The organism is Bacillus sp. FSL R7-0685 (assembly GCF_038002425.1).
Lineage (GTDB): Bacteria > Bacillota > Bacilli > Bacillales > Bacillaceae > Bacillus > Bacillus subtilis.
The window spans coordinates 3,050,615-3,077,219 of sequence record NZ_JBBOCN010000001.1 but is presented as its reverse complement, the minus strand read 5'-3'; the positions used below and the strand labels follow the sequence as shown (position 1 = coordinate 3,077,219).

The following is a 26,605-nucleotide window of genomic DNA, read 5'->3' as shown; positions in this document are numbered from 1 at the left end:
TTCAGCACCGGTTTTTTTAATTGATAAAATCAGCAATGTGTTCAGAAACAAGTTCAGGCCGTTCTTCAGGCACCAGATGTCCGGTCTGGCCAAGTGAGTACAGCACGGAATTAGGCAAATCTGCGTGCAGCCGTTTACCGATCTCCATTGGGACAATTCGATCCTCCTCGCCCCAAATCAATAGAGCAGGCTTGTTCATTTTCTTCAATTGCTCGGGTTCTAAATCTCCTTCTCTGTGGCGGATAAACCTTGTCATGGCTTTGAAAATCTGCTCGTCCTGAAACGGTCTGCCATAGCCGTCGATCATCTCCTCATCAATCAGCGATTTGTCATGCACCACATTTAATAAATTTTTCATCACGCCTTCTTTCGAGAGCCAGCGTTTGATGTAAAGATGAAAATACGGGATATGGGTCCCGAAAATGATCGTCGGGTGTGAACGTTTTAAATACCCTGAACTGCAAAGCAGCACAACCTTTGAAAAAAGCTCAGGTTTTTGGAGAGCAGCAGACAGCGATATCTGCCCGCCCATAGAATGCCCGACAAGCACAGCCTGTTTCACTTGCAAGTGCTCCAAAATCCCAATGACAAGCTTAGCAAGGTTTTGATAGGTATAGATAAACGTTCTTGATTTTTCAGATTGGCCGAAAGGAGGCAAATCAAGCGCGATGATGTCGTACTTGTCCCGAAGGAGAGGAATTACTTTTCTGAAGCTGAATGCAGATGATAAAAAACCGTGTACGCAGACCAGCGTTTGCCTGCCGGGATTTTGATAATGTTCGTAGTATACATTGACTCCATCGACCATAAACCGCCTTATTGGTGAAACCGCCTCCATTCTGTGTCACTCCCTTTTTTTGATGGTTGTATTATGCCCTGAAATTGTAAATTCTAGCGGAAGTTTCTCCTCGTTTTTTCTTAGCATTCGTCAAAAAACGTGATATAATGTCATGAGATTTCTTGACATTGCAAAGGTGTGAATCAAATGAAATTGACAGAAAAAGAAACAGAAATATTAGAAATTTTAGACGAAAACAGCCGCGCCGATTTAGAAACAATCGCAAAGATGGCGGGCATCCCTGTAAATGAAGTAAAAACAATTATTGACAAACTGGAGAAAGAAAAGGTTATTATCGATTATTCCGCTATGATTGATTGGCGAAAAGTAGACGGACATGAGGGCGTTACGGCCATGATCGACGTCAAAGTAACGCCGAAGCGGGGCGTCGGTTTTGATGAAGTGGCGGAACGGATTTACCGATTCCAAGAGGTTGAATCAGTTTACCTGATGTCAGGCGTATACGATTTGTCTGTCGTGATTCGCGGCAATTCGATGTCTGACGTAGCGCGTTTTGTTTCGGATAAACTGTCAACGCTTGATTCAGTTGTATCTACGACAACCCATTTTATCCTGAAAAAATACAAGCATGACGGCAAAGTGTTTGAAACAGGAGACGACGACAAAAGAATCGTGGTGTCACCGTAAATGACTTCGTATTTATCAGACTATGTACAACAAATAAAACCATCCGGCATCCGCAAATTCTTTGATTTGGCGGCAACGATGGAAGGCGTCATTTCTTTAGGCGTCGGCGAGCCTGATTTTGTTACCGCGTGGAATGTCCGCGAAGCAAGCATTCTCTCTCTTGAACAAGGATATACGTCATACACGGCCAATGCAGGTTTATACTCATTGCGGGAGGAAATCAGCCGTTATTTGAGCAACAGGTTTGATCTTAGCTACTCGCCAGATAATGAGCTGATTGTGACAGTGGGGGCAAGTCAGGCTTTGGATATTGCGATCCGCGCCATTGTGAATCCAGGTGAGGAAGTCATCATTCCTGAGCCGTGTTTTGTGGCGTATGATGCGCTTGTTTCTTTGGCAGGCGGTATCCCGGTTCACGTTCATACAACGGCAGACAAAGGATTTAAAGCAACGGCTGCTGATTTTGAAGCGGCAGTCACTGAAAAAACAAAGGCCATTCTCATCTGCTCACCATCGAATCCGACAGGTTCGGTTTATTCGAAGGAAGAGCTGAATGAGATTGCTGAGTTTGCCAAAAAACATGATGTCATCGTCTTAGCCGACGAGATCTACGCGGAGCTGACATATGATGAGGAATTTACAAGTATAGCGGCATTACCGGGAATGAAGGAACGGACGGTAGTCATCTCAGGCTTTTCAAAAGCATTTGCAATGACGGGCTGGAGGCTCGGTTTTGCCGCGGCACCATCCTTGCTTCGGGATGCCATGCTTAAAATTCATCAATATGCGATGATGTGTGCGCCCGCAATGGCGCAGTTTGCCGCCCTTGAAGGCCTGAAGAACGGCATGGAAGACGTAGAAAAAATGAAAAAAAGCTATCGAAGAAGACGGAATCTGTTTGTAGAATCGCTCAATGAAATCGGTCTCAGCTGTCATCATCCGGGCGGCGCTTTCTATGCTTTTCCATCTATTAAAAGCACGGGAATGAGTTCAGAACAGTTTGCCGAGGAGCTACTGACGCAGGAAAAAGTGGCAGTTGTTCCTGGAAGTGTGTTTGGTCCGAGCGGTGAGGGATATATCCGTTGTTCATACGCAACCTCGATTGAACAGCTTCAAGAAGCGTTAGTCAGAATGAAACGCTTCCTGCAAAAAACAACATAAAAAAAGATACGAACCTTTTGTTCGCATCCAATAAAAGGGGGGAATACTAGAAAGCCTTTGGTATTTTCAGTTTACCCCCTTTTTGCTGTGTATAAACCTGATTTTTTATAAAAAGTTTTCTTTGCGGAAATAAGACATGTGTGATATAATTTTAAATTGCGTATAAACAGATATTTAATTTAACTTAGGAGTTGTTATGAATGGCAGCAAAATTTGAAGTGGGCAGTGTTTACACTGGTAAAGTTACAGGATTACAAGCGTATGGTGCGTTTGTTGCATTAGATGAAGAAACTCAAGGTTTAGTACACATTTCTGAAGTGACTCATGGTTTCGTAAAAGATATCAACGAGCACCTTTCAGTTGGCGACGAAGTACAAGTAAAAGTACTTGCTGTTGATGAAGAAAAAGGCAAAATCAGCCTTTCAATTCGTGCGACACAAGCTGCGCCTGAGAAAAAAGAAAGCAAACCAAGAAAACCTAAAGCTGCTCAAGTAAGCGAAGAAGCTTCTACACCACAAGGTTTCAACACATTAAAAGATAAGCTTGAAGAGTGGATCGAAATGTCCAACCGCAAAGACCTTATCAAAAAATAAGCATGAAAAAAGCACCGGACAGGAATGTTCGGTGCTTTTGATTTCATGCAAAATCCTATTTCAGCGTGATTGATATCCTATCGCATTTCAGGATTTGCTGCTTCTTCACGTGATCTTTCCTCGTTTGGCTTAAATAGCAGACCGAGGTTGATTAAGCCGGCGATTCCGACAAGTCCGTAAATGATTCGGGAAAGAGCTGACCCTTGGCCGCCGAAGATAGCCGCTACTAAGTCAAATTGGAAAAATCCGATCAGTCCCCAGTTAATGGCGCCAATGATGGTTAATACAAGACAAATTCTTTGAATGGTACTCATGTTTTGCAACCTCCTCCATGAATTATTAAAACAGTTATAGATTGTGACATATTGGAGAATCTATACATGCATTCTCCATATGAGGGAAGCTGGCCTGCCCTCGCTTATATCAGCTTCTTTCCCAGCGACATGCAAAATAAAACCATCTGGTATGCTGACCGGTGAGAGCTGATTGCTTTACATGTGGTGAGGACATTCTGCATAATAAAAAATCTAAGGAGGAGATGTCATGCAAAACTTTACATACTGGAATCCGACCAAATTAATTTTCGGGCGCGGCGAAGTGGAAAGACTTCCGGAGGAACTCAAACCTTACGGAAAAAACGTATTGCTTGTGTACGGAGGCGGCAGCATTAAACGCAGCGGCCTATATGATCAAGTGATTGAACAGCTGAATAAAGCCGGAGCGACCGTGCATGAATTAGCAGGTGTGGAACCGAATCCTCGTGTGTCAACTGTTAATAGAGGTGTTGCCATCTGTAAAGAACAAAACATTGATTTCTTGCTGGCTGTCGGAGGCGGAAGCGTAATCGACTGTACAAAAGGGATTGCCGCAGGAGCGAAGTATGATGGTGATGCGTGGGATATCGTTACGAAAAAGCATCAGCCAAAAGATGCTTTGCCATTCGGAACGGTATTGACTCTCGCTGCGACTGGTTCAGAAATGAACTCAGGATCTGTTATTACAAACTGGGAAACAAAAGAAAAATACGGCTGGGGCAGCCCGCTCGTATTCCCTAAATTCTCGATTCTTGATCCGGTGAATACATTTACCGTACCTAAAAACCACACGATCTACGGGATGGTTGACATGATGAGCCACGTATTCGAACAATACTTCCATCATGTATCAAACACGCCGTATCAGGACCGCATGTGTGAATCACTTCTGCGTACAGTCATTGAAACAGCACCTAAGCTGATTAATGATCTCGAAAATTACGAATTGCGTGAGACGATCCTGTACACAGGAACAATTGCATTAAACGGCATGCTTTCTATGGGTGCAAGAGGGGATTGGGCTACTCATAATATTGAACATGCAGTATCAGCCGTTTATGATATTCCGCATGCCGGCGGACTGGCAATTTTGTTCCCGAACTGGATGAGACACACATTGTCTGAAAACCCTGCCCGCATGAAACAGCTTGCAGTTCGCGTGTTTGATGTTGAAGAAGCAGGTAAAACAGATGAAGAAATCGCACTTGAAGGTATCGATAAGCTGTCCGCATTCTGGACAAGCCTTGGCGCTCCGAACCGTCTTGCTGATTATGATATTAATGATGAGCAGCTTGACACAATTGCTGACAAGGCAATGGCTAACGGTACATTCGGCCAATTTAAATCACTCAACAAAGAAGATGTGCTGTCAATTTTGAAAGCATCACTATAAAAAAGGGGAAATAGCCGTTTGGCTGCTTCCCTTTTTCTTTTTGTCAACTTATGTTACAATGGAAAATCTGTTTTTCACCAGCATCATTTGGAGGTTTTACTATGGAAAATTTCACTTATTATAATCCGACAAAGCTGATTTTTGGAAAAGGTCAGCTTGATCAATTAAGAAAAGAATTCAAACAATACGGCAAGAATGTACTGCTTGTTTACGGGGGCGGCAGCATTAAACGCAACGGCCTTTATGATCAAGTCACAGGCATTTTAAAAGAAGAGGGCGCTGTTGTTCATGAGCTGTCAGGTGTAGAGCCGAACCCGCGTCTTGCAACAGTGGAAAAAGGCATAGGCCTTTGCAGAGAGCATAACATTGATTTTCTGCTTGCTGTCGGCGGAGGCAGTGTGATTGACTGTACAAAGGCAATTGCAGCTGGCGTCAAATACGATGGCGACGCTTGGGATATTTTCAGCAAAAAAGTAACAGCGGAGGATGCGCTGCCGTTTGGCACTGTTTTAACGCTTGCTGCGACAGGCTCTGAAATGAACCCTGATTCCGTGATTACAAACTGGGAAACAAACGAGAAATTTGTATGGGGCAGCAATGTGACTCATCCGCGTTTCTCTATTTTAGACCCTGAAAATACGTTCACGGTTCCGGAAAATCAAACAGTATACGGCATGGTTGACATGATGAGCCACGTATTCGAACAATACTTCCACAATGTTGAAAACACGCCGCTTCAGGATAGAATGTGCTTTGCTGTTTTGCAGACGGTCATCGAAACAGCTCCTAAGCTTCTTGAAGATCTGGAAAACTACGAGCTTCGTGAAACGATTTTGTATGCTGGTACAATCGCTTTAAACGGCACGCTCCAAATGGGCTACTTTGGTGACTGGGCTTCTCATACAATGGAACACGCCGTTTCAGCTGTGTATGATATTCCGCACGCGGGCGGTTTGGCGATACTGTTCCCAAACTGGATGAGATACACGCTTGATACAAATGTAGGTCGTTTTAAAAACCTAATGCTCAACATGTTTGACATTGATACTGAAGGCAAAACAGATAAAGAAATTGCGCTTGAAGGAATCGATAAACTGTCTGCGTTCTGGACAAGCCTCGGTGCACCTTCTCGTCTTGCTGATTACAATATTGGAGAAGAAAAGCTTGAGCTGATTGCTGATATCGCAGCCAAGGAAATGGAACACGGCGGCTTCGGCAACTTCCAAAAACTGAACAAAGATGACGTGCTTGCCATCCTTCGCGCGTCTCTATAAACCCAAAGGGCGGAATCCAGTCATTCCGCCCTTTCTTCTTGACTTGATTTCACAGATAAGTTCATATAAAGTGAAAGATGAAAACATTATACCGTTATGGAGGGACAAGCAATGACGCATGTACGCTTTGACTACTCAAAAGCGTTGACTTTCTTCAACGAACATGAACTTACATATCTGCGGGACTTTGTAAAAACAGCACACCATAATATCCATGAAAAAACAGGCGCGGGCAGCGATTTTCTAGGCTGGGTGGACCTCCCTGAACATTATGATAAAGAAGAATTCGCGCGCATCAAAAAAAGCGCGGAAAAAATCAAATCTGACTCTGATGTCTTGCTTGTTGTCGGCATTGGCGGTTCTTATCTTGGAGCGCGGGCAGCGATTGAAGCGCTGAATCACGCGTTTTATAACACTTTGCCAAAAGCAAAACGCGGCAATCCGCAAGTCATTTTTATCGGGAACAACATCAGTTCATCTTATATGAGAGACGTCATGGATCTTCTTGAAGATGTTGACTTCTCTATTAATGTGATTTCTAAATCAGGTACGACAACTGAACCTGCAATCGCTTTCCGTATTTTCCGCAAGCTTCTTGAAGAGAAATACGGTAAAGAAGAAGCGAAAGCGCGGATTTATGCAACAACTGATAAAGAGCGCGGCGCATTAAAAACGCTTTCTAACGAAGAAGGCTTCGAATCATTCGTTATTCCTGACGATGTCGGCGGCCGTTATTCAGTTTTAACAGCTGTAGGCCTCTTGCCGATTGCTGTCAGCGGCGTCAACATTGATGACATGATGAAAGGCGCCCTGGATGCGAGCAAAGATTTTGCAACATCTGAACTGGAAGATAACCCAGCATACCAATATGCGGTTGTTCGCAATGTCCTTTATAATAAGGGCAAAACAATTGAAATGCTCATCAACTACGAACCGGCGCTTCAATACTTTGCGGAATGGTGGAAGCAGCTGTTCGGAGAAAGCGAAGGGAAAGATGAGAAGGGCATTTATCCTTCTTCAGCGAACTATTCAACAGACCTTCATTCTTTAGGCCAGTATGTACAAGAAGGCCGCAGAGATTTATTCGAAACGGTCCTGAACGTAGAGAAACCTAAACATGAACTGACAATTGAGGAAGCGGATAACGATCTTGACGGCTTGAACTATTTAGCCGGTAAAACTGTTGATTTCGTTAACAAAAAAGCATTCCAAGGTACAATGCTTGCCCATACAGACGGAAATGTTCCGAACTTAATCGTTAACATTCCTGAGCTGAATGCATATACTTTTGGATACCTTGTATATTTCTTCGAAAAAGCCTGCGCGATGAGCGGTTACCTCCTTGGCGTCAATCCGTTTGACCAGCCTGGTGTAGAAGCGTATAAAGTCAATATGTTTGCGTTACTCGGCAAACCTGGCTTTGAAGAGAAAAAAGCAGAGCTTGAAAAACGTCTGGAAGATTAATGTGAGAAAGCTGACTGGCATTTGCCGGTCGGCTTTTTATAAAATCAGAAAGGGTGCTGATGTTCATGAAACAATTGGTTAAACATCTCATCATTGCCGGTTTTTCTGCAGCTATTTTAAGTTTCCTTATCTCCTTTGATGCCGTGTATACAGAGTTTTCTTCAAGCTTTGGCGGCACGCTTTCACATTTTTTCATCCACGCCTTTCTTCTCATTGGTTTGCCGCTTGCCCTTTTTACCGATGCAGTACATCGGATTTTGCATTTAAAACGAACCCATACTCTTTTCACTAAATTAGGACTCTATGCAACGGTTGTTTATGTGTCTTGGGATTCAGCTGTATGGCTTGCAGCGGCAATGGCTGTTTACTTCTTAATTGAATGCGCTTTCTTTTCTGTTGGCCGCGCGAAAGAAACAACGATTTCCATGTAGGCGCCTCTGAATGAAGTCTTGTTCGGCAGGACAGGATAAGTGAAAAAAGGGGCATTCTGATGATACCAATACCTTCCGCGATAGATGGGCAGTCTTTTCTGCTTCAAGAACTGGAACAAGTGATGAAGCCGCTCGGTTATGTGATAAACGGCGGCTGGGAATACGATCATGGCTACTTTGATTATAAAATTGATGATAGAGACGGCTATTTATTTTTAAGAATTCCCGTCAATTCGGTACAGGGCAGTCTCGATGAACGAGGGGCGGCCGTCCGGATCGGAACGCCATTTATGCTGAGACAGGTGTTTCAGGCGGATGTTGACGATCACGCCGAGGGAGGGCCTTTCCAATCACTGTTTAATCAATTTTCCGAACCGGAAAGGCGGGACGCGGAAATTGATCCGGCATTTTTGGATATCGGCGCCTCTCTCGTGAAAGAATTGGAGGATGTTCTGTTACACTAGATGGCAAGGAATTGATCTGTTTCGAGCACCTTGTATGTAAGAGGAGGGGAAAGCATCGGCCCCTCCTTTTTTTGTACGCCTATAATTGTTGTGTTGTGATCAAGGAAATAGAGAACACAGGTTTTGTAAGCCGCTCCCTTTAGTTCGTCAGGAACAGCAAGAAGCTCCACATGCTGATCAAGTGTCAGCTTGATTCCGTTCTGCTGTTTAGACGGCCGTAACTTGACTTGGTAATGCTGCAGCATCGCCCGGCTGATAAATTCTGAAGTTCCGATGATTTGGTTTGCGCCTGCCCGCTCTGCATTTGTGACAAAACGGTCAGTCAAAATCTCGACGATGCAGTAAGCAAGGGGATTAAGCCCTTTAACAGATAAAAGAGTCAGCACTGACAGCATATCAGCATCAGTTTCACTTTTATACTGATCGGCAGTAATCATCACTGATTCCGCTTCAGTGATATTGGCCCGTTTCAGTGTCCCATCATCGGCAGCGTGCCCGCGTATGAAATGAACGTTTTCAATAAGCGGGCCTTCTGTTAAGGATTCATCGATTAGTACGACCGTTTTGGAAGGGGCGGCAAGCTGAAGCTCCTTCAAAAGCCGGTTTGTTTTTTCATTCCACCCGATCAGAATGATGTGGTCCCGGCCTTTGTAAGCAACTTTTCCTTCGATGTAGCGATGCTGTCTGCTGAATGCGGCCGCTGATAACGTAGCGAAATACGCTGTGACAAAGCTTGCTCCGCTCAAAATCAGCAGTATTCCGGCTGCCTGTCCCAGCGGCGTGTGCGGCACATAGTCTCCATAACCGACTGTAGAAACCGTAACGACAGCCCACCAAATACCTTCGAATACCGAAGTGAACTGCTTAGGCTCAAGTATATAAATGATTTGGCCGAACAAAAGAATCAGACATAAAATAATAACCCCGATTCGGATAAATAACGGCCACCTGAGCCATGAAATAAATATCCGATTTGATTTCATTCTTTTTCTCCTTCTTCAGATACTGAGATGGATAAAATCTGTTTAATAATTGTATTTAATTTCTCATTTAGCTTTTCCTGGCCGTACTTATCTCGGGCCTGCTTCATTAACTCGGCTGTATCATCATCAAGCTGAATAAGCGGTTCATCAATTTCCGATTCATTATACAGCTGGATAAACGCGTCCAGTCCTTCATTCATTCGGTCGATTGCTGTGCTCAGCTGTTCCTTTTCCTCACTCGTCACTTTCATAGCTTCCATCACACCCGTGCTTTTTTCTAACAGTATGTCCCACTTCCGGTGATGTTTTTCAAAAAATGTACAAAACATATAAAACCGGATTTCTCCATAAACTAAAACAAAAAGGATGAAAAAGATGACGATCTTTCAAAGAACGATCGTGGTTTTGATCGGTACGCAGCTGGCGGCATCCGCGGTGATTTTGTTTATTTTTGATTTGAATTCATATAATCACTTTTCCGGCAGCTTCTCCTGGCTTCATTTTCTGAAAGAACTGGCCGGCAGTTTCGCCTTTTATTTGTTTTCAGCAGGCCTGTTCTTTTTGCTGATTGGATTGTGTGCTCCAAGCCGGAAGAAAAAGCGCATTTCTGTACACGGGAAAGAAAACTCATTAAAATAATCGTAATAGAGAAATGATCATGGAAAAAGGATGATGAAAAAATGCTGTTTATATTTTTAACAATAGCCGCATTGGGATTGTCGTTTTGGGCACAATTTAAAGTAAAGAGCAACTTTGAAAAATATTCAAAAGTGGAAGCCTCAAGCGGACGTACAGGGGCAGAAACGGCAAGACGGATTTTAGATATAAACGGTCTTTACGACGTGCCGGTCGAACCGGTAAGAGGCACTTTAACAGACCATTACGACCCGACAAGACGGGTGGTGCGTTTATCTGAGCCGGTCTATTACGGCCGCTCAATTTCCGCCATATCCGTAGCTTCCCATGAAGTCGGACATGCCTTGCAGCATCAGGAGTCATATGGTGCGCTTGTGCTGAGACATAAAATCTTCCCAGTCGTGAATTTTGCATCCGGTGTAGCTCCTTTGCTTTTCTTAGGGGGCATGCTTCTCGGCAGCCTGAATTTGATCGGGCTTGGCATCATACTGTTTTCAGCGGCAGTCTTTTTCCAGCTGATTACATTGCCTGTCGAATTCAATGCAAGCTCACGCGCGAAGCAGATTATTGTGTCAGAAGGATTCATCCGAAACAATGAAGAAAATGGGGTAAATAAAGTGCTGAGCGCTGCTGCCTTAACGTATGTGGCCGCCGCCCTGGTTTCCCTGTTTGAACTACTTCGTTTTGTGATGATTTTCTTAAACGGTCGTGATGAGAATTAACGTTAAGGAGGTGGCCCCTTACCATTTATGGTAAGGGCTTTTTTTGCTTATTTTACAATTGATCGCCATTTTTGTTTTGATTGGCATTACGGCTGTTTTCGTTGCAGCGGAATTTGCGATCGTCAAAATCAGAGGTTCAAAAATCAATCAGCTCATCGAAAGCGGTGACAGCCGAGCACTAGCCGCACATAAAATCATCTCCAATCTTGACGAGTATTTATCAGCCTGCCAGCTCGGGATTACGATTACAGCCCTCGGCCTTGGATGGCTTGGTGAACCTACATTTGAACGTTTTCTTCATCCCTTATTTACAATGACAGGCATGCCGGAACCATTTAACCACATTGTCACATTTGTAGTTGCATTTATCATCGTCACTTTTTTGCATGTGGTGATGGGGGAGCTTGCCCCAAAAACGGTTTCTATTCAAAAAGCTGAAGCTGTAAGCTTATGGATTGCAAAGCCGCTGATCTGGTTTTATAAAATCACGTACCCGTTTATTAAAGCATTAAACGGCTCTGCAAGCTTTCTTGTGAAATTGTTTGGCTTTCATTCAGTAAAGGAGCATGAGGTTGTCATCAGTGAAGAGGAACTAAGGCTGATCCTTTCTGAAAGCTATGAAAAGGGAGAAATCAATCAGTCTGAATTCCGCTATGTAAATAAGATTTTTGAATTTGACAACCGGGTAGCGAGAGAGATTATGATTCCGCGGACAGAAATTGCGGTTATCTCTCTGGAGCAGTCGCTTGAAGAGGCAATTCATCACATCATTAATGAACGGTATACACGCTACCCTGTCATCAAAGATGACAAGGATCATATTTTAGGGATCATCAACAGCAAAGATATGTTTAAAGCTTATTTTCTCGGCCAGCCGATAAAGCTGGAGCAAATCATGAGGCCCGTTATCAGAGTCATTGAAAGCATTCCTGTTCAACAGCTTTTAATCCGCATGCAGAAGGAGCGGATTCACATGGCGATTCTCGTCGATGAATACGGGGGAACGGCGGGGCTTGTCACTGTAGAGGATATTATAGAGGAAATCGTCGGGGAAATCCGCGATGAGTATGATCAGGATGAAACACCGCACATCCTGAAAAAGGGCGAGCACCATTATGTGATGGATGGAAAAGCGCTAATAGACGAAGTGAATGACCTTCTCGACATTGCGATTGAAAATGAAGAAATTGATACGATTGCAGGCTGGCTTCTAACGCAAAAAATGGAGCTGAAAGCAGGAGATGTGATACACGCGGAGGGCTGTGAATTTAAAATCCTCGACGCCGAAGATCATCACATCCGTTTTGTAGAAATTAAAAAAACTGATTTTTGATAAAAAACAGCCGGGGAACAAACGGCTGTTTTTTGTGTCATCAAGTCATTTCTTAAAAAGCAATGCTGTAAAGACCTTTTTCTACATAGGATATATAAGAACGGTACACTGGGAAGGAGTGGCTGTATGAAAAAGGCTTGGTGGAAGGAAGCCGTTGTTTACCAAATTTACCCCCGCAGTTTTAAAGATTCAAATGGCGACGGAATCGGGGATATTCAAGGAATCAGATCCAAGCTTTCTTACATAAAAGAGCTGGGCGCTGACGTCATATGGATTTGCCCGCTGTATGATTCACCGAATGCCGATAATGGCTATGATATCAGGGATTATCAAAACATATTAAGCGAGTTTGGCACGATGGAAGATTTTGATGAGCTGCTTGGTGACATTCATGATCTGGATATGAAGCTGATTATGGATCTCGTTGTGAACCACACAAGCGACGAACATCCATGGTTCATAGAATCCCGTTCATCCATACACTCGGAAAAGCGCGACTGGTATATTTGGAAAGACGGCAAAAACGGAAAAACGCCCAACAATTGGGAAAGCATTTTCGGCGGGCCGGCTTGGGAGTATGATCAAAAGACAAGCCAGTATTATCTGCACCTTTTTGATAAAAAACAGCCTGATTTGAATTGGGAAAATGAAAAGGTGAGGAATGCCGTTTATGACATGATCAATTGGTGGCTTGATAAAGGAATTGACGGATTTCGGGTGGATGCCATTACGCATATTAAGAAAAAAGAAGGGTTTCCTGACATGCCGAATCCAAAGGGACTGGACTATGTCCCTTCCTTTCCTTATCATATGAATGCTGACGGCATTATGGATTTGTTAACAGAACTGAAGGAAAACACGTTTTCCCGCTATCCGATTATGACAGTTGGTGAAGCAAACGGCGTCGCTGCAAAAGAAGCAGCTGATTGGGCTGGAGAAAAAAACGGCATATTCAGCATGATTTTTCAATTTGAGCATCTCGGCCTGTGGGATGTAGAGATCAATGAAAGTATTGATATCGTTGCATTTAAACGAATTTTAACTGACTGGCAGGACAGTTTGGAAGGGATCGGCTGGAATGCTTTGTTTATGGAGAATCACGACCAGCCCCGTTCAGTTTCTGTGTGGGGAAACGACGGAGTGTACCTGAAAGAAAGTGCAAAAGCGCTTTCCGCTGTTTATTTTCTCATGAAAGGCACACCGTTTATTTATCAGGGACAGGAACTCGGGATGACGAACGTGGCTTTTCCATCTATTGAGGACTATGATGATGTCGCAATGAAACGCCTGTATGAAACAAAAACAGCGAAAGGCACATCACACGAGGATGTGATGAAGATTGTCTGGAAAAAGGGAAGAGACAATTCGCGAACGCCGATGCAATGGAATGCTGGTCCATACGCCGGATTTTCTGAGGCCAAACCGTGGATCGGAATCAATGACAATTACAAATGGCTGAATGCCGAGGCGCAAAAAAACGATAAAACATCCGTTTACCATTTTTACAAAAGCTTGATCAAGCTGCGCCAAACATATGATGTTTTTATTAACGGGACATACGAGCTCATTTTACCGGAAGATCAGCAAATCTTTGCATATCTTCGGAAAAATGAGAGCCATACTGCACTGATTGCGGCCAATCTGACAGGAACACCGGCGTTGTTCAAGCACTCTGGATTGCCATTGTCATCAGATGCACTCGTCTTGTCAAATATTGAAGCAGAGCCGCACCAGCATATGACATCAGTACTCTTAAAGCCGTATGAAGCAAGAATATATCTATGGTGCTAAACTCCAGCCTTAGACTGGAGTTTTTTTGTTTTATCGGGTTTATGAGAGCGGTTTAACAGGAAAAAAAGAACACAGAACGAATTAAGCGATGAGAGCGGACAAACGAAAGGAGAAACAAATGCTGAAAACACTGCAAATCAAAACAACCAAACGAGATGAAATGATTGATATCACCCGGGAGGTGGAAGCATTTCTTCAAGAAACAGGTATAACGAGCGGCGCAGCGCTGATTTACTGTCCGCATACGACTGCGGGCATTACAATTAATGAAAATGCCGATCCGGACGTCAAAAAAGATATGCTCAGAAGGTTTGATGAGGTATATCCGTGGGAACATGAGCTGGACCGCCATATGGAGGGCAATACAGCTGCACACATGAAGTCGAGTACAATCGGAGCTTCACAGCATGTCATTGTGGAAAACGGCCGGCTTATTCTTGGAACGTGGCAGGGCATTTATTTCTGCGAATTTGACGGCCCTCGTACCCGGACATGCTATATCAAAATGATGGGATAATAGGCTGTTTTTTATGACAAAAGCATGATCGCTGAACAAGCGCCGATAGCCGGAGGGCCTGTCACACCCGCCCACGCTGCGGCTTTATCGAATGAAGGCGCGCTTGGCATTCGTCCATATGCGAAATAAAAAGCGCGGGAAAGAGACACGCGCCTCATCCTTTGTTTTCAGGAAAGCCTGCATGAGGGATAGTCAATCAATGGATGTGAACGTACCGAGCTTTGCCGAACGTAACTTGATAAACTGAGGTGACAGATATGAACATTATTCAATATTCTTATAAAAAAAGAGGGAAAATTGAGTTTGTATTTGAAGGCTGGCCTCACTCAAAAGTTACAATGGTTCCTATCAAAGGCTACTATTTTGTCCGCTTTATCAAATGGAGCAGCCAGGATCCAATCGTGACAAGAAATGACCTTGAAAAAATGGAGTGGGCTGCGAACCAATATTTCGGCACAGCCCCCTTCTATCGAAAACGAAAGGCATTTGAAACCCCATCGTCCGGAAAATAGGCGATGGGGCTTTTTAGCGGACGATGCGGAAAAGAGACGGAACATCCAGTCTGGTCGCCTGAGACAGAAGGTAGGCTGACTGTAAGGCTCCTTTTTTCCTAAAAGAATTCAGCTTATCAATAATTTGCTTTCCGTTTAAGATTCCAAGACCATGGGCAAAATATTTATCTTCCCCCAGTAAAATCACATTTTCGCCTCTCCATTGCGCCTTTTGCGGATCAAATTCAGGATTCTTAAAATACAAACAATCTCCAAGGAAAAAGTGGTGTCCTGTTTCCGTATAGATCGGCAATTTCTCATAATGCCAGTCATATAAAATAATTCTGTCAAAGCTGGCATTGAATTTATCTTCACCGATTGTATCGATTAAGGCCAAGTAATAAATGATAACGATTGCGGTTGCGCATTCAAACGCATAAAACGGGCCGTTCTCTGCAATGTCCCGAATCGCTTTTGAAGGCGGCATTCTGTATTTCAGCTCCAAGGCGCCCTCCGGTGAAACCCTCCAATACGTTGTATTCCCGTATGTTTTTAAAAAAGTGGCAAACTTCGCCCCGCTTTTGTGCAGCGTCTTTGCCGCTGCTACAATATTCATCCGCAGTTTAAGCTCAAACATCAGTTCAGCAATTGAATGATAATCAAACTGAACAGGCGTCTCAATCATCTCTTTTAACAGCGGATTCAGATTTTGATCAATCTGCCAATTTTCAATATCCTGGGGACGGAGCAATTGTCCTGATACAATAATCATGTTTAGCCCCCCTTGTTTTATATAAGATATGCAAAGAGCTTGGGCAATGAAAGCTAAAAAGACAGAAGACTGCCAAAAAGAACTTCTTCCATTTTTTATTTTAAAACTTTTTTAAGCAGCCGATATATACTGTATCAAACCTGAAGGAGCAAGTGGACATGAAGACTTTTATCAATTGGCTTAAGAAACCGTCTATTTCAAAGAAATTAATCGTCTCATTTATTGCGATTCTCATTATCCCTATTCTTATATTAGAATTTAGCTCTTACCGAAGCGCCAGCGGAAAGCTGGATCAGGAAATTATGGGAAATGCGAAAAACAGTGTCGATACATTTAATACAACTGTTACAAATGATCTGGGAGAAAAAGCGAAAGCAGTCACCTTTTTCAGTGAATCTCTTAAAAGGTCCGCATTCAAAGGGAAATCGAATCAAGAAGAGATCAAAGCTAAATTTTCACAATATGTATCTATTAATCAAGGAGTAGCCAGAATTTATGGGGGCGCAGATAACGGAACTTATGTACAAGCGCCAAAAGAAAAATTGCCGGAAGGATACGACCCGAGACAACGGCCTTGGTACCAGGATGCGATGAAGGCCGGCGGTGAAATTGTCGTGACAGATCCTTACGTGGCTGCGAGTGACGGAAGCATGGTCATTACCATTGCACAGGAGCTGAAGGACGGATCTGGCGTTGTCGCCATGGATATTACCATTGATAAATTGTTAGAACAAATGAAACAAATCAAGGTCGGAAAAGAAGGTTATGCTTTCATTGCAACAAAAAACAAAACCTATGTCGCCCACAAGAACCATAAGGCTGGAGAAAAGCTTTCAGGCGACTGGGTAGCCAAAATGTATGCGAATGACAGCGGTGAACTCCAGTATACTCTTAATAACGAAGATAAAAAGATGACCTATACTACAAACGAACTGACTGGTTGGAAAATAGCCGGCACAATGTATATGGATGAAATTAAGGATGCCTCAAAGTCTGTGCTGACAACAGGAATGATTGTGCTGATTGCTTCCATTGTGGCAGGCGGAATTTTAATTCTGTTTATCGTTCGTTCGATTACAAAACCGTTAAAACGTCTTGTTCAATCATCGAAAACGATCAGCAGGGGGGATCTGACCGAAACGATCGAAATCCATTCAAAGGATGAGCTTGGGGAGCTTGGGGAAAGCTTCAATGAAATGGGACAATCTCTCCGCTCTCTGATCAGCGCTATTCAGGACTCGGTGAACAATGTGGCCGCATCTTCCGAACAGCTTACGGCATCTGCCGGGCAGACGAGTAAAGCCACCGAGCATATTACGATGGCGATTGAGCAGTTCTCAAACGGAAACGAGGAGCAAAGCGAAAAGGTTGAATCCAGCTCTCATCAGCTGAACTTAATGAATGAAGGACTCCAGCAAGTCTCACAAACATCGTCAGATATTACAAAGGCATCTATCCAATCAACGGAAATCGCCGGAACGGGTGAGAAGTTTGTGCAGCAGACAGTCGGACAAATGAACTCGATTAATCAATCTGTTCAGCAGGCTGAAGCTGTTGTCAAAGGCTTAGAAGGAAAATCAAAAGACATCACAAGCATTTTGAGAGTCATCAACGGAATCGCTGACCAAACAAATCTGCTTGCACTAAACGCAGCCATTGAAGCGGCGCGTGCCGGAGAGTCAGGACGCGGCTTCTCTGTCGTAGCGGAGGAAGTGCGCAAGCTGGCTGTCCAATCAGCCGATTCAGCAAAAGAAATCGAAAAGCTGATCCAAGAAATCGTCGCAGAAATCGAAACCTCTCTTCACATGTTTAAAGAGGTCAATCAGGAAGTACAGTCCGGACTTGTTGTCACAGACAATACAAAAGAAAGCTTCCAGAGCATTTTCAGCATGACAAACGAAATCGCGGGCAAGCTGCAGACGATGAATTCCACCGTCGAGCAGCTGTCAGACCGTTCACAGCATGTTTCAGCAGCAGTCAGCGGCATTGCAGACGTGTCGAAAGAAAGCTCGGCTAGCATCCAGGACATTGCCGCATCAGCTGAAGAACAGCTTGCTTCCATGGAAGAAATCAGTTCCTCAGCGACCACTCTTGCGCAGATGGCAGAAGAGCTTCGTGATCTGACGAAACAATTTAAAATCGAGTAAAAGCCGAAAAACAGCGCTATCAAAGCGCTGTTTTTTATATGGTAAACAATAATAAAGTCCTAGTTTAACCGGTGAATTTAGAACTATTTTTCATTTTTACCTTCATTTTCAATGTAATTTAAAGGAAGATCCGCCGATATAATTTGTAAATTATTGAAAGAAGGTTCAAAAGGAAATGAAAAAAACACTCACCACTATTCGCAGATCATCAATTGCAAGGAGACTTATTATTTCTTTCCTGCTGATCTTAATTGTTCCGATAACCGCCCTTTCGGTTAGCGCTTATCAATCAGCAGTTGCCTCACTTGATGTACAGATGACGCAAAGCGCAAAGGAAAATGTTCAGATATTAGATCACATCATTGATGATAAAATCAGTACGACTGAAAAAAGCCTCGCGTATTTCAGCGATTGGGCTACAGCAGAAAAATTTCAGGATAAAAAGAAAACAGAGCTGAAACAGGAATTTAAACAATTTATCCAAATGAATGATAATGTCGCTGCGGTATTTTCAAGCGGCAAAGACGGGGAATTCACACGTTATCCGTACGCTGACATGCCAAGTGACTTTAATGCTTTGGAACGAGATTGGTACAAAGAAGCAATGGCCAATAAAGGCAAAACAATTGTCACTGAGCCTTATGAATCGATTTCATCAGGAAAAATGGTCGTCACCATCGCCCGTCAAACGGTGGATGGATCAGGCGTTGTCGCCATTGATATGAAAATTGATGACTTAGTCACTACCGCGAAAGGAATCAATATCGGAAAAGAAGGCTATGCTTTTATCTTGAGCCAAAACAAGAAAGTCATCGCCTACTCCGGAGAAAAAGCGGGAACAGAGCTAAAAGGGGACTGGGTTGATAAGCTCTACAAGGATAAAAGCGGGGACTTTGAATATACGTACAAAGGCAAAAAGAAAAAAATGGCATTTGCAACAAGCGAAACAACAGGCTGGAAAATCAGCGGCACGATGTATGCAAACGAGATTCACGATGCTGCAAGCAGGGTTCTGATCATGGCTTCAATCGTTCTGGCGATTGCCATCGCAGCTGGAATGACGGCGATTTATTTTGTGATTCGATCCATCACAAAGCCATTGAGACGCATTGTCGCATCCGCTGAAAAAATTAGTGAAGGCGATCTAACCGAAACGATTGAAATCAATTCAAAAGATGAACTCGGCGTTCTGAGCGAGAGCTTCAATCATATGGCACACTCGCTTCGCTCGCTCATTCAGGGGATCAAAGACTCAGTAGAACACGTTGCCTCATCGTCCGAAGAGCTGACTGCATCGGCAGACCAGACAAGCAGAGCCACTGAACACATTACGATGGCTATCGAGCAATTTTCAAACGGCAGCGAAAGCCAAAGCGAGAAAATAGAAACGACAACCGAACAAATTAATGAAATGAATGACGGATTGGCAGAGCTGGCGCGGGCTGCAGCAGTGATTACAGAAACATCCGCAGATTCAACCGAAGTGTCAAGCAAGGGGGAGACACTCGTCCAGAAAACAGCCGGCCAAATGAACACAATTGACCATTCCGTAAAAGCAGCGGAACAAGTGGTGAAAGGGCTGGAGATCAAATCAAAGGATATCACGAATATTTTGCGTGTCATCAACGGTATTGCGGATCAAACCAATCTTTTGGCTTTAAATGCCGCCATTGAAGCGGCCAGAGCGGGTGAATATGGCCGGGGCTTTTCAGTCGTCGCTGAGGAAGTGAGAAAGCTCGCGGTACAGTCGGCTGACTCAGCAAAAGAAATTGAATCGCTGATCAGTGAAATAGTAAAAGAAATTCACACATCACTGAACGTGCTTCAGTCCGTAAACAAAGAAGTTGAAACAGGGCTTGTCATGACGGATGAAACTAAACAGAGCTTCAAACATATATCGCAAATGACCAATCAAATTGCTTCCGAGCTGCAAAACATGAATGCAACGGTTGAGGAGCTGTCAGCGGGAGCTCAAGAAATTTCCGCAGCTTCAAATGATATCACAGCCATTTCTAAGGAAAGCTCGGATGGCATCCAAGATATCGCCGCTTCAGCTGAGGAACAGCTGGCTTCCATGGAGGAGATTAGTTCATCTGCACTGACGCTTGAAAGAATGTCTGAAGAACTCCGTGATCTGACAAAACAATTTAAAGTAGATAAATAATAGGTCTAAAATACTATTTATTTATGGGAAATTAGTTACTTTCGTTAAATTTCTTCTTTTTTGCTGTATATATTTACCCATTTCCAGCCGATATGAAGGGTAGCATAAAAAAGGAGAAATGAATGATGAAAAAAATACTCCAACTCATAAAACAAAGATCAATTACACGGAAGCTTCTCGTTTCCTTTCTGTCGATCCTCATCATACCGGTTGTTATATTGGCGATCTTTGCGTATCAATCGGCTAGCAGCTCACTCGACAGACAGATGATGGGGAGCGCATTGGAAAATGTACAGCAATTAAACGAAATCATTAACACCAGCATCGGCGAAAAAGAAAACAGTGCTGATTATTTCAGCGAATGGCTGACAAAAGAGAAATACAATGCAAAAAGCAATGCAAGCATTGCAGAGAAATTCTCACAATATATCAGCATTAACAAGGATGTAGAATCCATTTATACAAGCGACACAAAAGGGCACTTTACCCGCTATCCGGATCTTCCGATGCCAAGCGGCTATAATCCGGTTGAGCGCGACTGGTACAAAAAAGCGGTTGCGAATAAAGGAAAAGTCGTTGTGACAGATCCTTATAAAACCGCGTCGACAAATACGATGGTTGTGACAATCGCCCAGCAGACAAAAGATGGTTCAGGCGTTATCGCAATCAACATGACGATTGAAAATCTGCTGAAAACAACCAAAAAAGTCAACATCGGCACACAAGGCTACGCATTTATCATGACGAAGGACAAAAAAGTTGTCGCACACCCGAATGAAAAATCAGGAACTGAATTAAAAGGCGACTGGCTCGATAAGATGCTGAGTGCTGATAAAGGCGATTTTCAATACACCATGGATGGCGATAAGAAAAAAATGGCCTTTGATACAAACAAGTTGACGGGATGGAAGATCGGCGGCACCATGTATTTGGATGAAATCCATGAGGCAGCCCAGCCTGTCCTACACCTTGCTTTAATTGTCTTGGCCGCAGCTATTATCATAGGGATTATCGTCATGACTTTGATCATTCGGTCGATTACAACACCGCTGAAACAGCTTGTCGGTTCCTCTAAGCGGATCAGCGAGGGAGATTTGACGGAAACCATTGATATCCGTTCAAAAGATGAATTGGGCGAGCTTGGCAAAAGCTTTAACAATATGGCGTCGTCACTTCGTTCTCTCATACACGCCATCCAGGATTCGGTAGATAATGTTGCCGCTTCCTCTGAGGAGCTCACTGCATCAGCTGCGCAAACGAGCAAGGCAACAGAGCACATTACATTGGCGATTGAACAATTTTCTAACGGCAATGAAAAACAAAACGAAAACATTGAAACGGCAGCAGAGCACATTTATCAAATGAATGACGGGTTGACGAATATGGCTCAAGCTTCTGAAGTGATCACTGATTCATCTGTTCAATCGACAGAAATTGCAAGTGAAGGCGGCAAGCTTGTTCACCAAACCGTCGGCCAAATGAACGTCATTGACAAGTCCGTTAAAGAAGCGGAGCAAGTTGTACGCGGATTGGAAACGAAATCGAAAGACATTACAAACATTTTGCGTGTGATCAACGGCATCGCAGACCAGACGAACCTGCTTGCCTTAAACGCAGCAATTGAAGCAGCGCGCGCAGGCGAGTACGGCCGCGGCTTCTCCGTTGTAGCGGAAGAAGTAAGAAAACTGGCAGTACAGTCAGCAGATTCAGCAAAAGAGATTGAAGGATTAATCATCGAAATTGTGAAGGAAATCAATACATCTCTCGGCATGTTCCAATCTGTCAATCAAGAGGTGCAGACAGGCCTTGACATCACAGATAAAACAGAAATGAGCTTCAAACGCATTTCTGAAATGACGAACCAAATCGCCGGCGAACTGCAAAATATGAGTGCGACGGTTCAGCAGCTTTCTGCCAGCTCCGAAGAAGTTTCGGGAGCGTCTGAGCACATTGCATCGATTTCAAAAGAAAGCTCAGCGCATATACAAGATATCGCGGCGTCAGCCGAAGAGCAGCTTGCTTCCATGGAAGAAATCAGCTCGTCTGCAGAGACCCTTTCGTCTATGGCGGAAGAGCTTCGCGATATGACCAAACGATTCAAAATCGAATAATAAACCTTAACACCCAAGCTTGTTGCGCTTGGGTGTTTTTTTTAGTTTTTTTATTAAACCTTTTATCCTAGTTTGACGATATTAGATTTATCTTAAAGGAGGAGTCAACAAGAATGGGAAAATTCATACATCGGATCAAACAGCCATCGATCAGCAAACCGCTAATCGCTGCGTTTCTGGCAGTGCTTATTTTGCCGGTTGGGGTTTTAGCATATTTCAGTTATCAATCAGCTTGGAACGCGTTAGACAGAGAGCTCATAAACAGTGCGAAGGGAAATGTTGAAGAACTAAACAGTACGCTGCAAAATAAATTAGAAGATAAAGTAAAAGCAATAGATTATTATAGTGAGACAGTCGATAAAGACATATTGCTAGGCAAAAACAAAACATTACTGAAAGAGAAATTTAAGCAGTACACGACACTTAACGACGATGTAGGCGCAATCTATGCTGCTTCAGAAGATAAGAAGCTTTATAAATATCCGGATAGCGGTGTTCCGAAAGGTTTTGATCCGACAGGACGTGACTGGTACAAACAGGCGGTTGCGGAAAAAGGACAAGCTGTTTTCTCAGAACCGTATACTGATGAAGCGACAGGAGATATCGTTGTCACAATTTCAAAACAATTAAAAGACGGTTCAGGGGTTATAGCGCTTGATTTAAACCTGGATGAAGTGCTTACTGCATCACAAAGAATCAAAATCGGTAAAGAAGGCTTTGCATTTATTACGACTGGCAACAAAAAATATATCGCCCATCCGACAATTAAGCCGGGGACAACCGGATCCGGCGATTGGACAAACCAAGTATATTCCAAAAAAGAAGGCTCATTTGAATATACATTCGAAGGCAAAGAAAAGAAAATGGCCTTTACGACAAATAAACTGACTGGCTGGAAAATCGCAGGCACATATTTTGTCAGTGAATTGCAAGATGCTTCAAGTCCGGTGCTGAACACTGCGGTTATCATTCTATGCGTGTCAATTGTAATCGGCGGCATACTCATACTCTATATTATTCGTGCCATCACCAAGCCGTTAAAAAAACTTGTCTCAACGTCTGCAAAAATCAGCAGCGGAGATCTCACAGAAGTCATTGACATTCACTCGAAAAACGAGTTTGGCCAGCTTGGCGAAAGCTTTAATGAAATGTCTGCATCATTGCGTTCTGTAATCGGGGTTATTCAAACGTCTGTAGAAAACGTTGCTTCATCTTCTGAGGAGCTGACGGCAAGCGCAGCCCAAACGAGCAAGGCAACTGAGCATATTACACTTGCCATCGAACAGTTCTCAGATGGCAACGAGGCGCAAAGCGAGAAACTGGAAACAAGCTCAAATCATCTTTCTCAAATGAACGAGGGGATTTCAAAAGTGGCTCAGGCCTCTTCAACCATTACGAAATCATCGATTCAGTCCTCTGAGGCAGCGGGCAGCGGAGAAAAGCTGGTGGAGCATACAGTCGGCCAGATGAAAACAATTGACCAATCCGTTCAAAAAGCGGAAGCGGTTGTGAAGGGTCTTGAAACAAAATCGCAAGACATCACAAGCATCTTGAATGTGATTAATGGCATTGCTGATCAAACCAACCTGCTTGCATTAAATGCTGCGATTGAGGCGGCAAGAGCGGGAGAATACGGAAGAGGTTTCTCAGTAGTTGCGGAAGAGGTTAGAAAACTTGCTGTACAGTCAGCAGACTCCGCCAAGGAAATTGAAGGATTAATTCAAGAGATTGTCAGGGAAATCAGCACCTCACTTTCAATGTTCCAATCCGTGAATCATGAAGTGAAAGAAGGCTTGCAGATTACGGATCAAACAGCGGAAAGCTTTAAACAAATCTATGAGATGACAACCCAAATTTCCGGCGAATTGCAAAACTTGAACGCGACGGTTGAACAACTGTCAGCCGGATCACAGGAAGTGTCAAGTGCTGTTGAAGATATTTCTGCAGTGGCGAAAGAAAGCTCAGCAGGCATTCAGGATATCGCAGCTTCGGCGGAAGAACAGCTTGCGTCCATGGAAGAAATCAGCTCTTCAGCGGAAACGTTGGCAAACATGGCGGAAGAACTTCAGGACATTACGAAGAAATTTAAAATTGAATCTTAATAAAACAAGAAAGCGGCATATCTGCTGCTTTCTTTTTTGTTGAAAACAAAAATAAACAAAAACAATTCAAAAACAAACAGAAATCATGTATAATGAAAACGGATACAAATAAAAGGGGATGGAGGAATATCAAATATGGTGAAACATATATGGGATTCAGAGCGAGCTGCACAGCTGCCTAAAGGTGTAGAGGAATTGGTGTACAGGTCCAATCTGATCGGGTCAGACCGCACTGTCTGCAACTGGGGCGGGGGGAATACATCTATGAAAACAACGGAAAAGGATTTTAGAGGCCGTGAAATAGAAGTCATGTGGGTAAAAGGAAGCGGTTCGGATTTGGCAACAATGAAAACGCATAACTTTACCGGTTTGAAATTAGATGATATCCGCCCGCTGATTAAAAGGGACCAAATGCCAGATGAAGAAATGGTAGACTACCTGTCTCATTGTATGATAGACAGCAAACATCCCCGCCCTTCAATTGAAACGCTATTACACGCTTTTCTGCCATACAAACATGTTGACCATACCCATCCAGATGCGATTATCAGCATATGCTGTGCAGATAATGGAAAACAAATCGCTGAAGACATTTACGGAAACCGATTTGTATGGGTGCCATACGTTCGCCCTGGATTTACTTTGTCTAAAATGATCGCTGAAGGCGTAGCAAACAATCCCCACGCCGAGCTTATATTAATGGAGAAACACGGCTTAGTCACTTGGGGAGAGACGTCTGAAACATGTTATCAAAAAACGATATCCATCATTCAAGAAGCCGAGCAGTATGTTAACGATCGTATCAATCAGCATGAGGTATTCGGAGGCAAAAGGTATCAGCCGCTGCCGGAGGATAAAAGAAAACAAATCTTGGCAGGCATCATGCCTGTGATCAGAGGAGCAGTAAGTGAAGAAAAGAAAATGATCCTTTCCTATGATGATCATGACGATGTCTTGGAATTTGTAAACAGTGTCCAAGCGCCAGCACTTTCGCAAATCGGTGCGGCATGCCCGGATCACCTTGTTCACACAAAACGGGTTCCGCTGTACATTGATTGGAATCCGGAAACTCAAGATGTGCACAAGCTTGCAGATCTGATCAAGTCAGGAATCGAGACCTTTACATCAGAGTATCAGGCTTACTTTACACGAAATCAGCAGGATGGGGATCAAATCTTTGAATCCTCCCCACGGGTGATATTGATTCCGGGAATCGGAATGGTGAATACAGGAAAAAGTTATGCCATGTCTAAAGTAAGCGGGGCTTTATATCGGAGGGCCATCGCCGTGATGAAAGGAGCAACCGCTCTGGGGCAATTTGTTTCTTTACATGAAAATGAATCCTACCATGTCGAATATTGGCCGCTCGAACTATATAAACTCACGCTGGCCCCGCCGGAAGCAGAATTTTCCCGAAAAGTAGCGTTGATAACTGGAGGAGCCGGCGGAATCGGCAGTGCAGCATGCCGCCGATTTGCAGCTGAGGGAGGGCACGTGATCGTAGCTGATCTGAATATAGAAGGTGCACAGAAAATTGCCGGGGAAATAAACGATGCATACGGAGAAGGACGGGCAATGGCTGTCAAAATGGATGTGACAAAGGAGGAAGACGTACAATCAGCTTTTGAACGAGCGGCGCTTGCTTACGGCGGCATTGATATCGTCGTCAATAATGCCGGGCTGGCCACATCAAGCCCATTTGACGAAACAAGTCTAAAAGAATGGAATCTTAATATGAATGTTTTAGGAACAGGCTATTTCCTTGTAGCCCGTGAAGCGTTTAAACAGATGAAACACCAAAATAGAGGCGGAAGCATGGTATTTGTCGGATCGAAAAATTCGGTTTATGCGGGCAAAAACGCCTCTGCCTACAGCTCGGTTAAGGCGCTTGAAACCCATTTAGCAAGATGCATTGCTGCAGAAGGTGGAGAATTCGGCATTAGGGTCAACTCTGTTTTGCCTGATGCGGTTCTTCAAGGATCGGCAATCTGGGGTTCAAGCTGGCGGGAGGAACGAGCCGCGGCGTACGGGATTGAACCGGATCAGCTGGAGGAACATTACCGGAAACGGACAGCATTGCTCGTCAATATTTACCCGGAGGATATTGCCGAAGCCATTGCATTCTTCGCTTCTTCCAAAGCCGAAAAAACAACGGGCTGCATGATCACGGTAGACGGCGGCGTCCCTGCTGCTTTTACGCGTTAGAAATATGCTATGATAAAAAATATAAGACGGACTACGATATGAGGAAGGGCG

24 protein-coding genes and 1 pseudogene are annotated in these 26,605 nt (G+C 43.7%); 20 read left to right on the top strand and 5 right to left on the bottom strand.

Going from position 1 to position 26,605, the window contains the following annotated elements; genetic code table 11:
* Positions 1 to 16: 16 nt before the first annotated feature.
* Complete coding sequence (locus tag MKY50_RS16120; protein ID WP_019712492.1) at positions 17 to 838, bottom strand: alpha/beta fold hydrolase; 822 nt, start codon at positions 836 to 838, stop codon at positions 17 to 19.
* A gap of 147 nt (positions 839 to 985) precedes the next feature.
* On the opposite strand from MKY50_RS16120, the gene MKY50_RS16115 reads away from it, so the two are divergent.
* The 3 genes from MKY50_RS16115 to yugI all read left to right on the top strand — a co-directional run bounded on the left by MKY50_RS16115 (position 986) and on the right by yugI (position 3,240).
* Entirely contained in the window at positions 986 to 1,486 is a 501-nt protein-coding gene (locus MKY50_RS16115; protein ID WP_009968070.1) for an Lrp/AsnC family transcriptional regulator, read from the top strand.
* Complete coding sequence (locus MKY50_RS16110) at positions 1,487 to 2,647, top strand: aminotransferase (RefSeq protein WP_319620169.1); 1,161 nt, start codon at positions 1,487 to 1,489, stop codon at positions 2,645 to 2,647. It abuts the gene before it with no gap.
* 200 nt (positions 2,648 to 2,847) lie between these two features.
* Complete coding sequence (gene yugI / locus MKY50_RS16105) at positions 2,848 to 3,240, top strand: S1 domain-containing post-transcriptional regulator GSP13 (protein WP_003228864.1); 393 nt, start codon at positions 2,848 to 2,850, stop codon at positions 3,238 to 3,240.
* 77 nt (positions 3,241 to 3,317) lie between these two features.
* Here the strand turns inward: yugI and MKY50_RS16100 are convergent, their stop codons facing one another.
* The gene (locus tag MKY50_RS16100) at positions 3,318 to 3,554 is read right to left on the bottom strand and encodes a DUF378 domain-containing protein (protein WP_003220771.1); all 237 of its coding nucleotides are present in this window, start codon (positions 3,552 to 3,554) and stop codon (positions 3,318 to 3,320) included.
* 229 nt (positions 3,555 to 3,783) lie between these two features.
* On the opposite strand from MKY50_RS16100, the gene MKY50_RS16095 reads away from it, so the two are divergent.
* The 5 genes from MKY50_RS16095 (at position 3,784) to MKY50_RS16075 (ending at position 8,580) form a co-directional block, all read left to right on the top strand.
* Positions 3,784 to 4,947: an iron-containing alcohol dehydrogenase gene (locus tag MKY50_RS16095; protein WP_341116920.1), complete on the top strand. Its 1,164-nt coding sequence runs from the start codon at positions 3,784 to 3,786 to the stop codon at positions 4,945 to 4,947.
* Between the two features lie 101 nt (positions 4,948 to 5,048).
* On the top strand, positions 5,049 to 6,221 hold the full coding sequence (locus tag MKY50_RS16090) for an iron-containing alcohol dehydrogenase (protein WP_341116919.1): 1,173 nt from the start codon (positions 5,049 to 5,051) through the stop codon (positions 6,219 to 6,221).
* A gap of 111 nt (positions 6,222 to 6,332) precedes the next feature.
* Complete coding sequence (locus MKY50_RS16085; protein ID WP_003243401.1) at positions 6,333 to 7,685, top strand: glucose-6-phosphate isomerase; 1,353 nt, start codon at positions 6,333 to 6,335, stop codon at positions 7,683 to 7,685.
* A gap of 59 nt (positions 7,686 to 7,744) precedes the next feature.
* On the top strand, positions 7,745 to 8,116 hold the full coding sequence (locus tag MKY50_RS16080) for a hypothetical protein (protein ID WP_015251349.1): 372 nt from the start codon (positions 7,745 to 7,747) through the stop codon (positions 8,114 to 8,116).
* Positions 8,117 to 8,175: 59 nt separating this feature from the next.
* Positions 8,176 to 8,580, top strand: a complete 405-nt coding sequence (locus tag MKY50_RS16075) for a YugN-like family protein (protein ID WP_029318502.1) — start codon at positions 8,176 to 8,178, stop codon at positions 8,578 to 8,580.
* Here the strand turns inward: MKY50_RS16075 and kbfO are convergent.
* Positions 8,577 to 9,563, bottom strand: coding sequence for a potassium channel protein KbfO (gene kbfO, locus MKY50_RS16070; protein ID WP_044052672.1), 987 nt, complete (start codon positions 9,561 to 9,563; stop codon positions 8,577 to 8,579). The genes MKY50_RS16075 and kbfO overlap by 4 nt on opposite strands.
* Complete coding sequence (gene mstX / locus MKY50_RS16065; RefSeq protein ID WP_021480479.1) at positions 9,560 to 9,892, bottom strand: biofilm formation protein MstX; 333 nt, start codon at positions 9,890 to 9,892, stop codon at positions 9,560 to 9,562. The genes kbfO and mstX overlap by 4 nt, the downstream gene beginning before the upstream one ends.
* 46 nt (positions 9,893 to 9,938) lie before the next feature.
* Here mstX and MKY50_RS16060 point away from each other — a divergent pair, with 46 nt between their 5' ends.
* The 7 genes and pseudogenes from MKY50_RS16060 to MKY50_RS16030 all read left to right on the top strand — a co-directional run bounded on the left by MKY50_RS16060 (position 9,939) and on the right by MKY50_RS16030 (position 15,074).
* Positions 9,939 to 10,202 (top strand): membrane protein, encoded by a 264-nt coding sequence (locus tag MKY50_RS16060; protein WP_015483620.1) that lies wholly within the window; start codon positions 9,939 to 9,941, stop codon positions 10,200 to 10,202.
* A 41-nt stretch (positions 10,203 to 10,243) separates the two neighbouring features.
* Positions 10,244 to 10,921 carry a zinc metallopeptidase gene (locus tag MKY50_RS16055; RefSeq protein WP_003228889.1) on the top strand — a complete coding sequence of 226 codons (678 nt, stop codon included), beginning with the start codon at positions 10,244 to 10,246 and terminating at the stop codon, positions 10,919 to 10,921.
* Between the two features lie 43 nt (positions 10,922 to 10,964).
* Positions 10,965 to 12,254 (top strand): hemolysin family protein, encoded by a 1,290-nt coding sequence (locus tag MKY50_RS16050; RefSeq protein ID WP_014665156.1) that lies wholly within the window; start codon positions 10,965 to 10,967, stop codon positions 12,252 to 12,254.
* Positions 12,255 to 12,380: 126 nt separating this feature from the next.
* A complete protein-coding gene (locus MKY50_RS16045) occupies positions 12,381 to 14,045 on the top strand; it encodes a glycoside hydrolase family 13 protein (RefSeq protein ID WP_106073434.1) in 1,665 nt (554 codons plus the stop codon).
* A gap of 25 nt (positions 14,046 to 14,070) precedes the next feature.
* Positions 14,071 to 14,204, top strand: a pseudogene (locus MKY50_RS16040) (hypothetical protein).
* Positions 14,164 to 14,562, top strand: coding sequence for a secondary thiamine-phosphate synthase enzyme YjbQ (locus MKY50_RS16035; protein WP_167408404.1), 399 nt, complete (start codon positions 14,164 to 14,166; stop codon positions 14,560 to 14,562). Before MKY50_RS16040 ends, MKY50_RS16035 begins: the two are co-directional and overlap by 41 nt.
* 257 nt (positions 14,563 to 14,819) lie before the next feature.
* Positions 14,820 to 15,074, top strand: coding sequence for a hypothetical protein (locus MKY50_RS16030; protein ID WP_167408402.1), 255 nt, complete (start codon positions 14,820 to 14,822; stop codon positions 15,072 to 15,074).
* Between the two features lie 13 nt (positions 15,075 to 15,087).
* Here MKY50_RS16030 and MKY50_RS16025 read toward each other — a convergent pair whose 3' ends face one another.
* Positions 15,088 to 15,825: a protein-glutamine gamma-glutamyltransferase gene (locus MKY50_RS16025; protein WP_003228904.1), complete on the bottom strand. Its 738-nt coding sequence runs from the start codon at positions 15,823 to 15,825 to the stop codon at positions 15,088 to 15,090.
* 158 nt (positions 15,826 to 15,983) lie between these two features.
* Here MKY50_RS16025 and mcpB point away from each other — a divergent pair, with 158 nt between their 5' ends.
* From mcpB to MKY50_RS16000, 5 genes are all read left to right on the top strand, one after another.
* The gene (gene mcpB, locus MKY50_RS16020) at positions 15,984 to 17,972 is read left to right on the top strand and encodes a methyl-accepting chemotaxis protein McpB (RefSeq protein WP_015714604.1); all 1,989 of its coding nucleotides are present in this window, start codon (positions 15,984 to 15,986) and stop codon (positions 17,970 to 17,972) included.
* 175 nt (positions 17,973 to 18,147) lie between these two features.
* Positions 18,148 to 20,136 (top strand): methyl-accepting chemotaxis protein TlpB, encoded by a 1,989-nt coding sequence (tlpA, locus tag MKY50_RS16015; protein ID WP_213377115.1) that lies wholly within the window; start codon positions 18,148 to 18,150, stop codon positions 20,134 to 20,136.
* 122 nt (positions 20,137 to 20,258) lie between these two features.
* Complete coding sequence (mcpA, locus tag MKY50_RS16010) at positions 20,259 to 22,247, top strand: methyl-accepting chemotaxis protein (protein WP_441293752.1); 1,989 nt, start codon at positions 20,259 to 20,261, stop codon at positions 22,245 to 22,247.
* Between the two features lie 113 nt (positions 22,248 to 22,360).
* Positions 22,361 to 24,349: a methyl-accepting chemotaxis protein TlpB gene (gene tlpB, locus MKY50_RS16005; RefSeq protein ID WP_341116918.1), complete on the top strand. Its 1,989-nt coding sequence runs from the start codon at positions 22,361 to 22,363 to the stop codon at positions 24,347 to 24,349.
* Between the two features lie 135 nt (positions 24,350 to 24,484).
* Positions 24,485 to 26,554 (top strand): bifunctional aldolase/short-chain dehydrogenase, encoded by a 2,070-nt coding sequence (locus tag MKY50_RS16000; protein ID WP_341116917.1) that lies wholly within the window; start codon positions 24,485 to 24,487, stop codon positions 26,552 to 26,554.
* Positions 26,555 to 26,605: the final 51 nt, after the last annotated feature.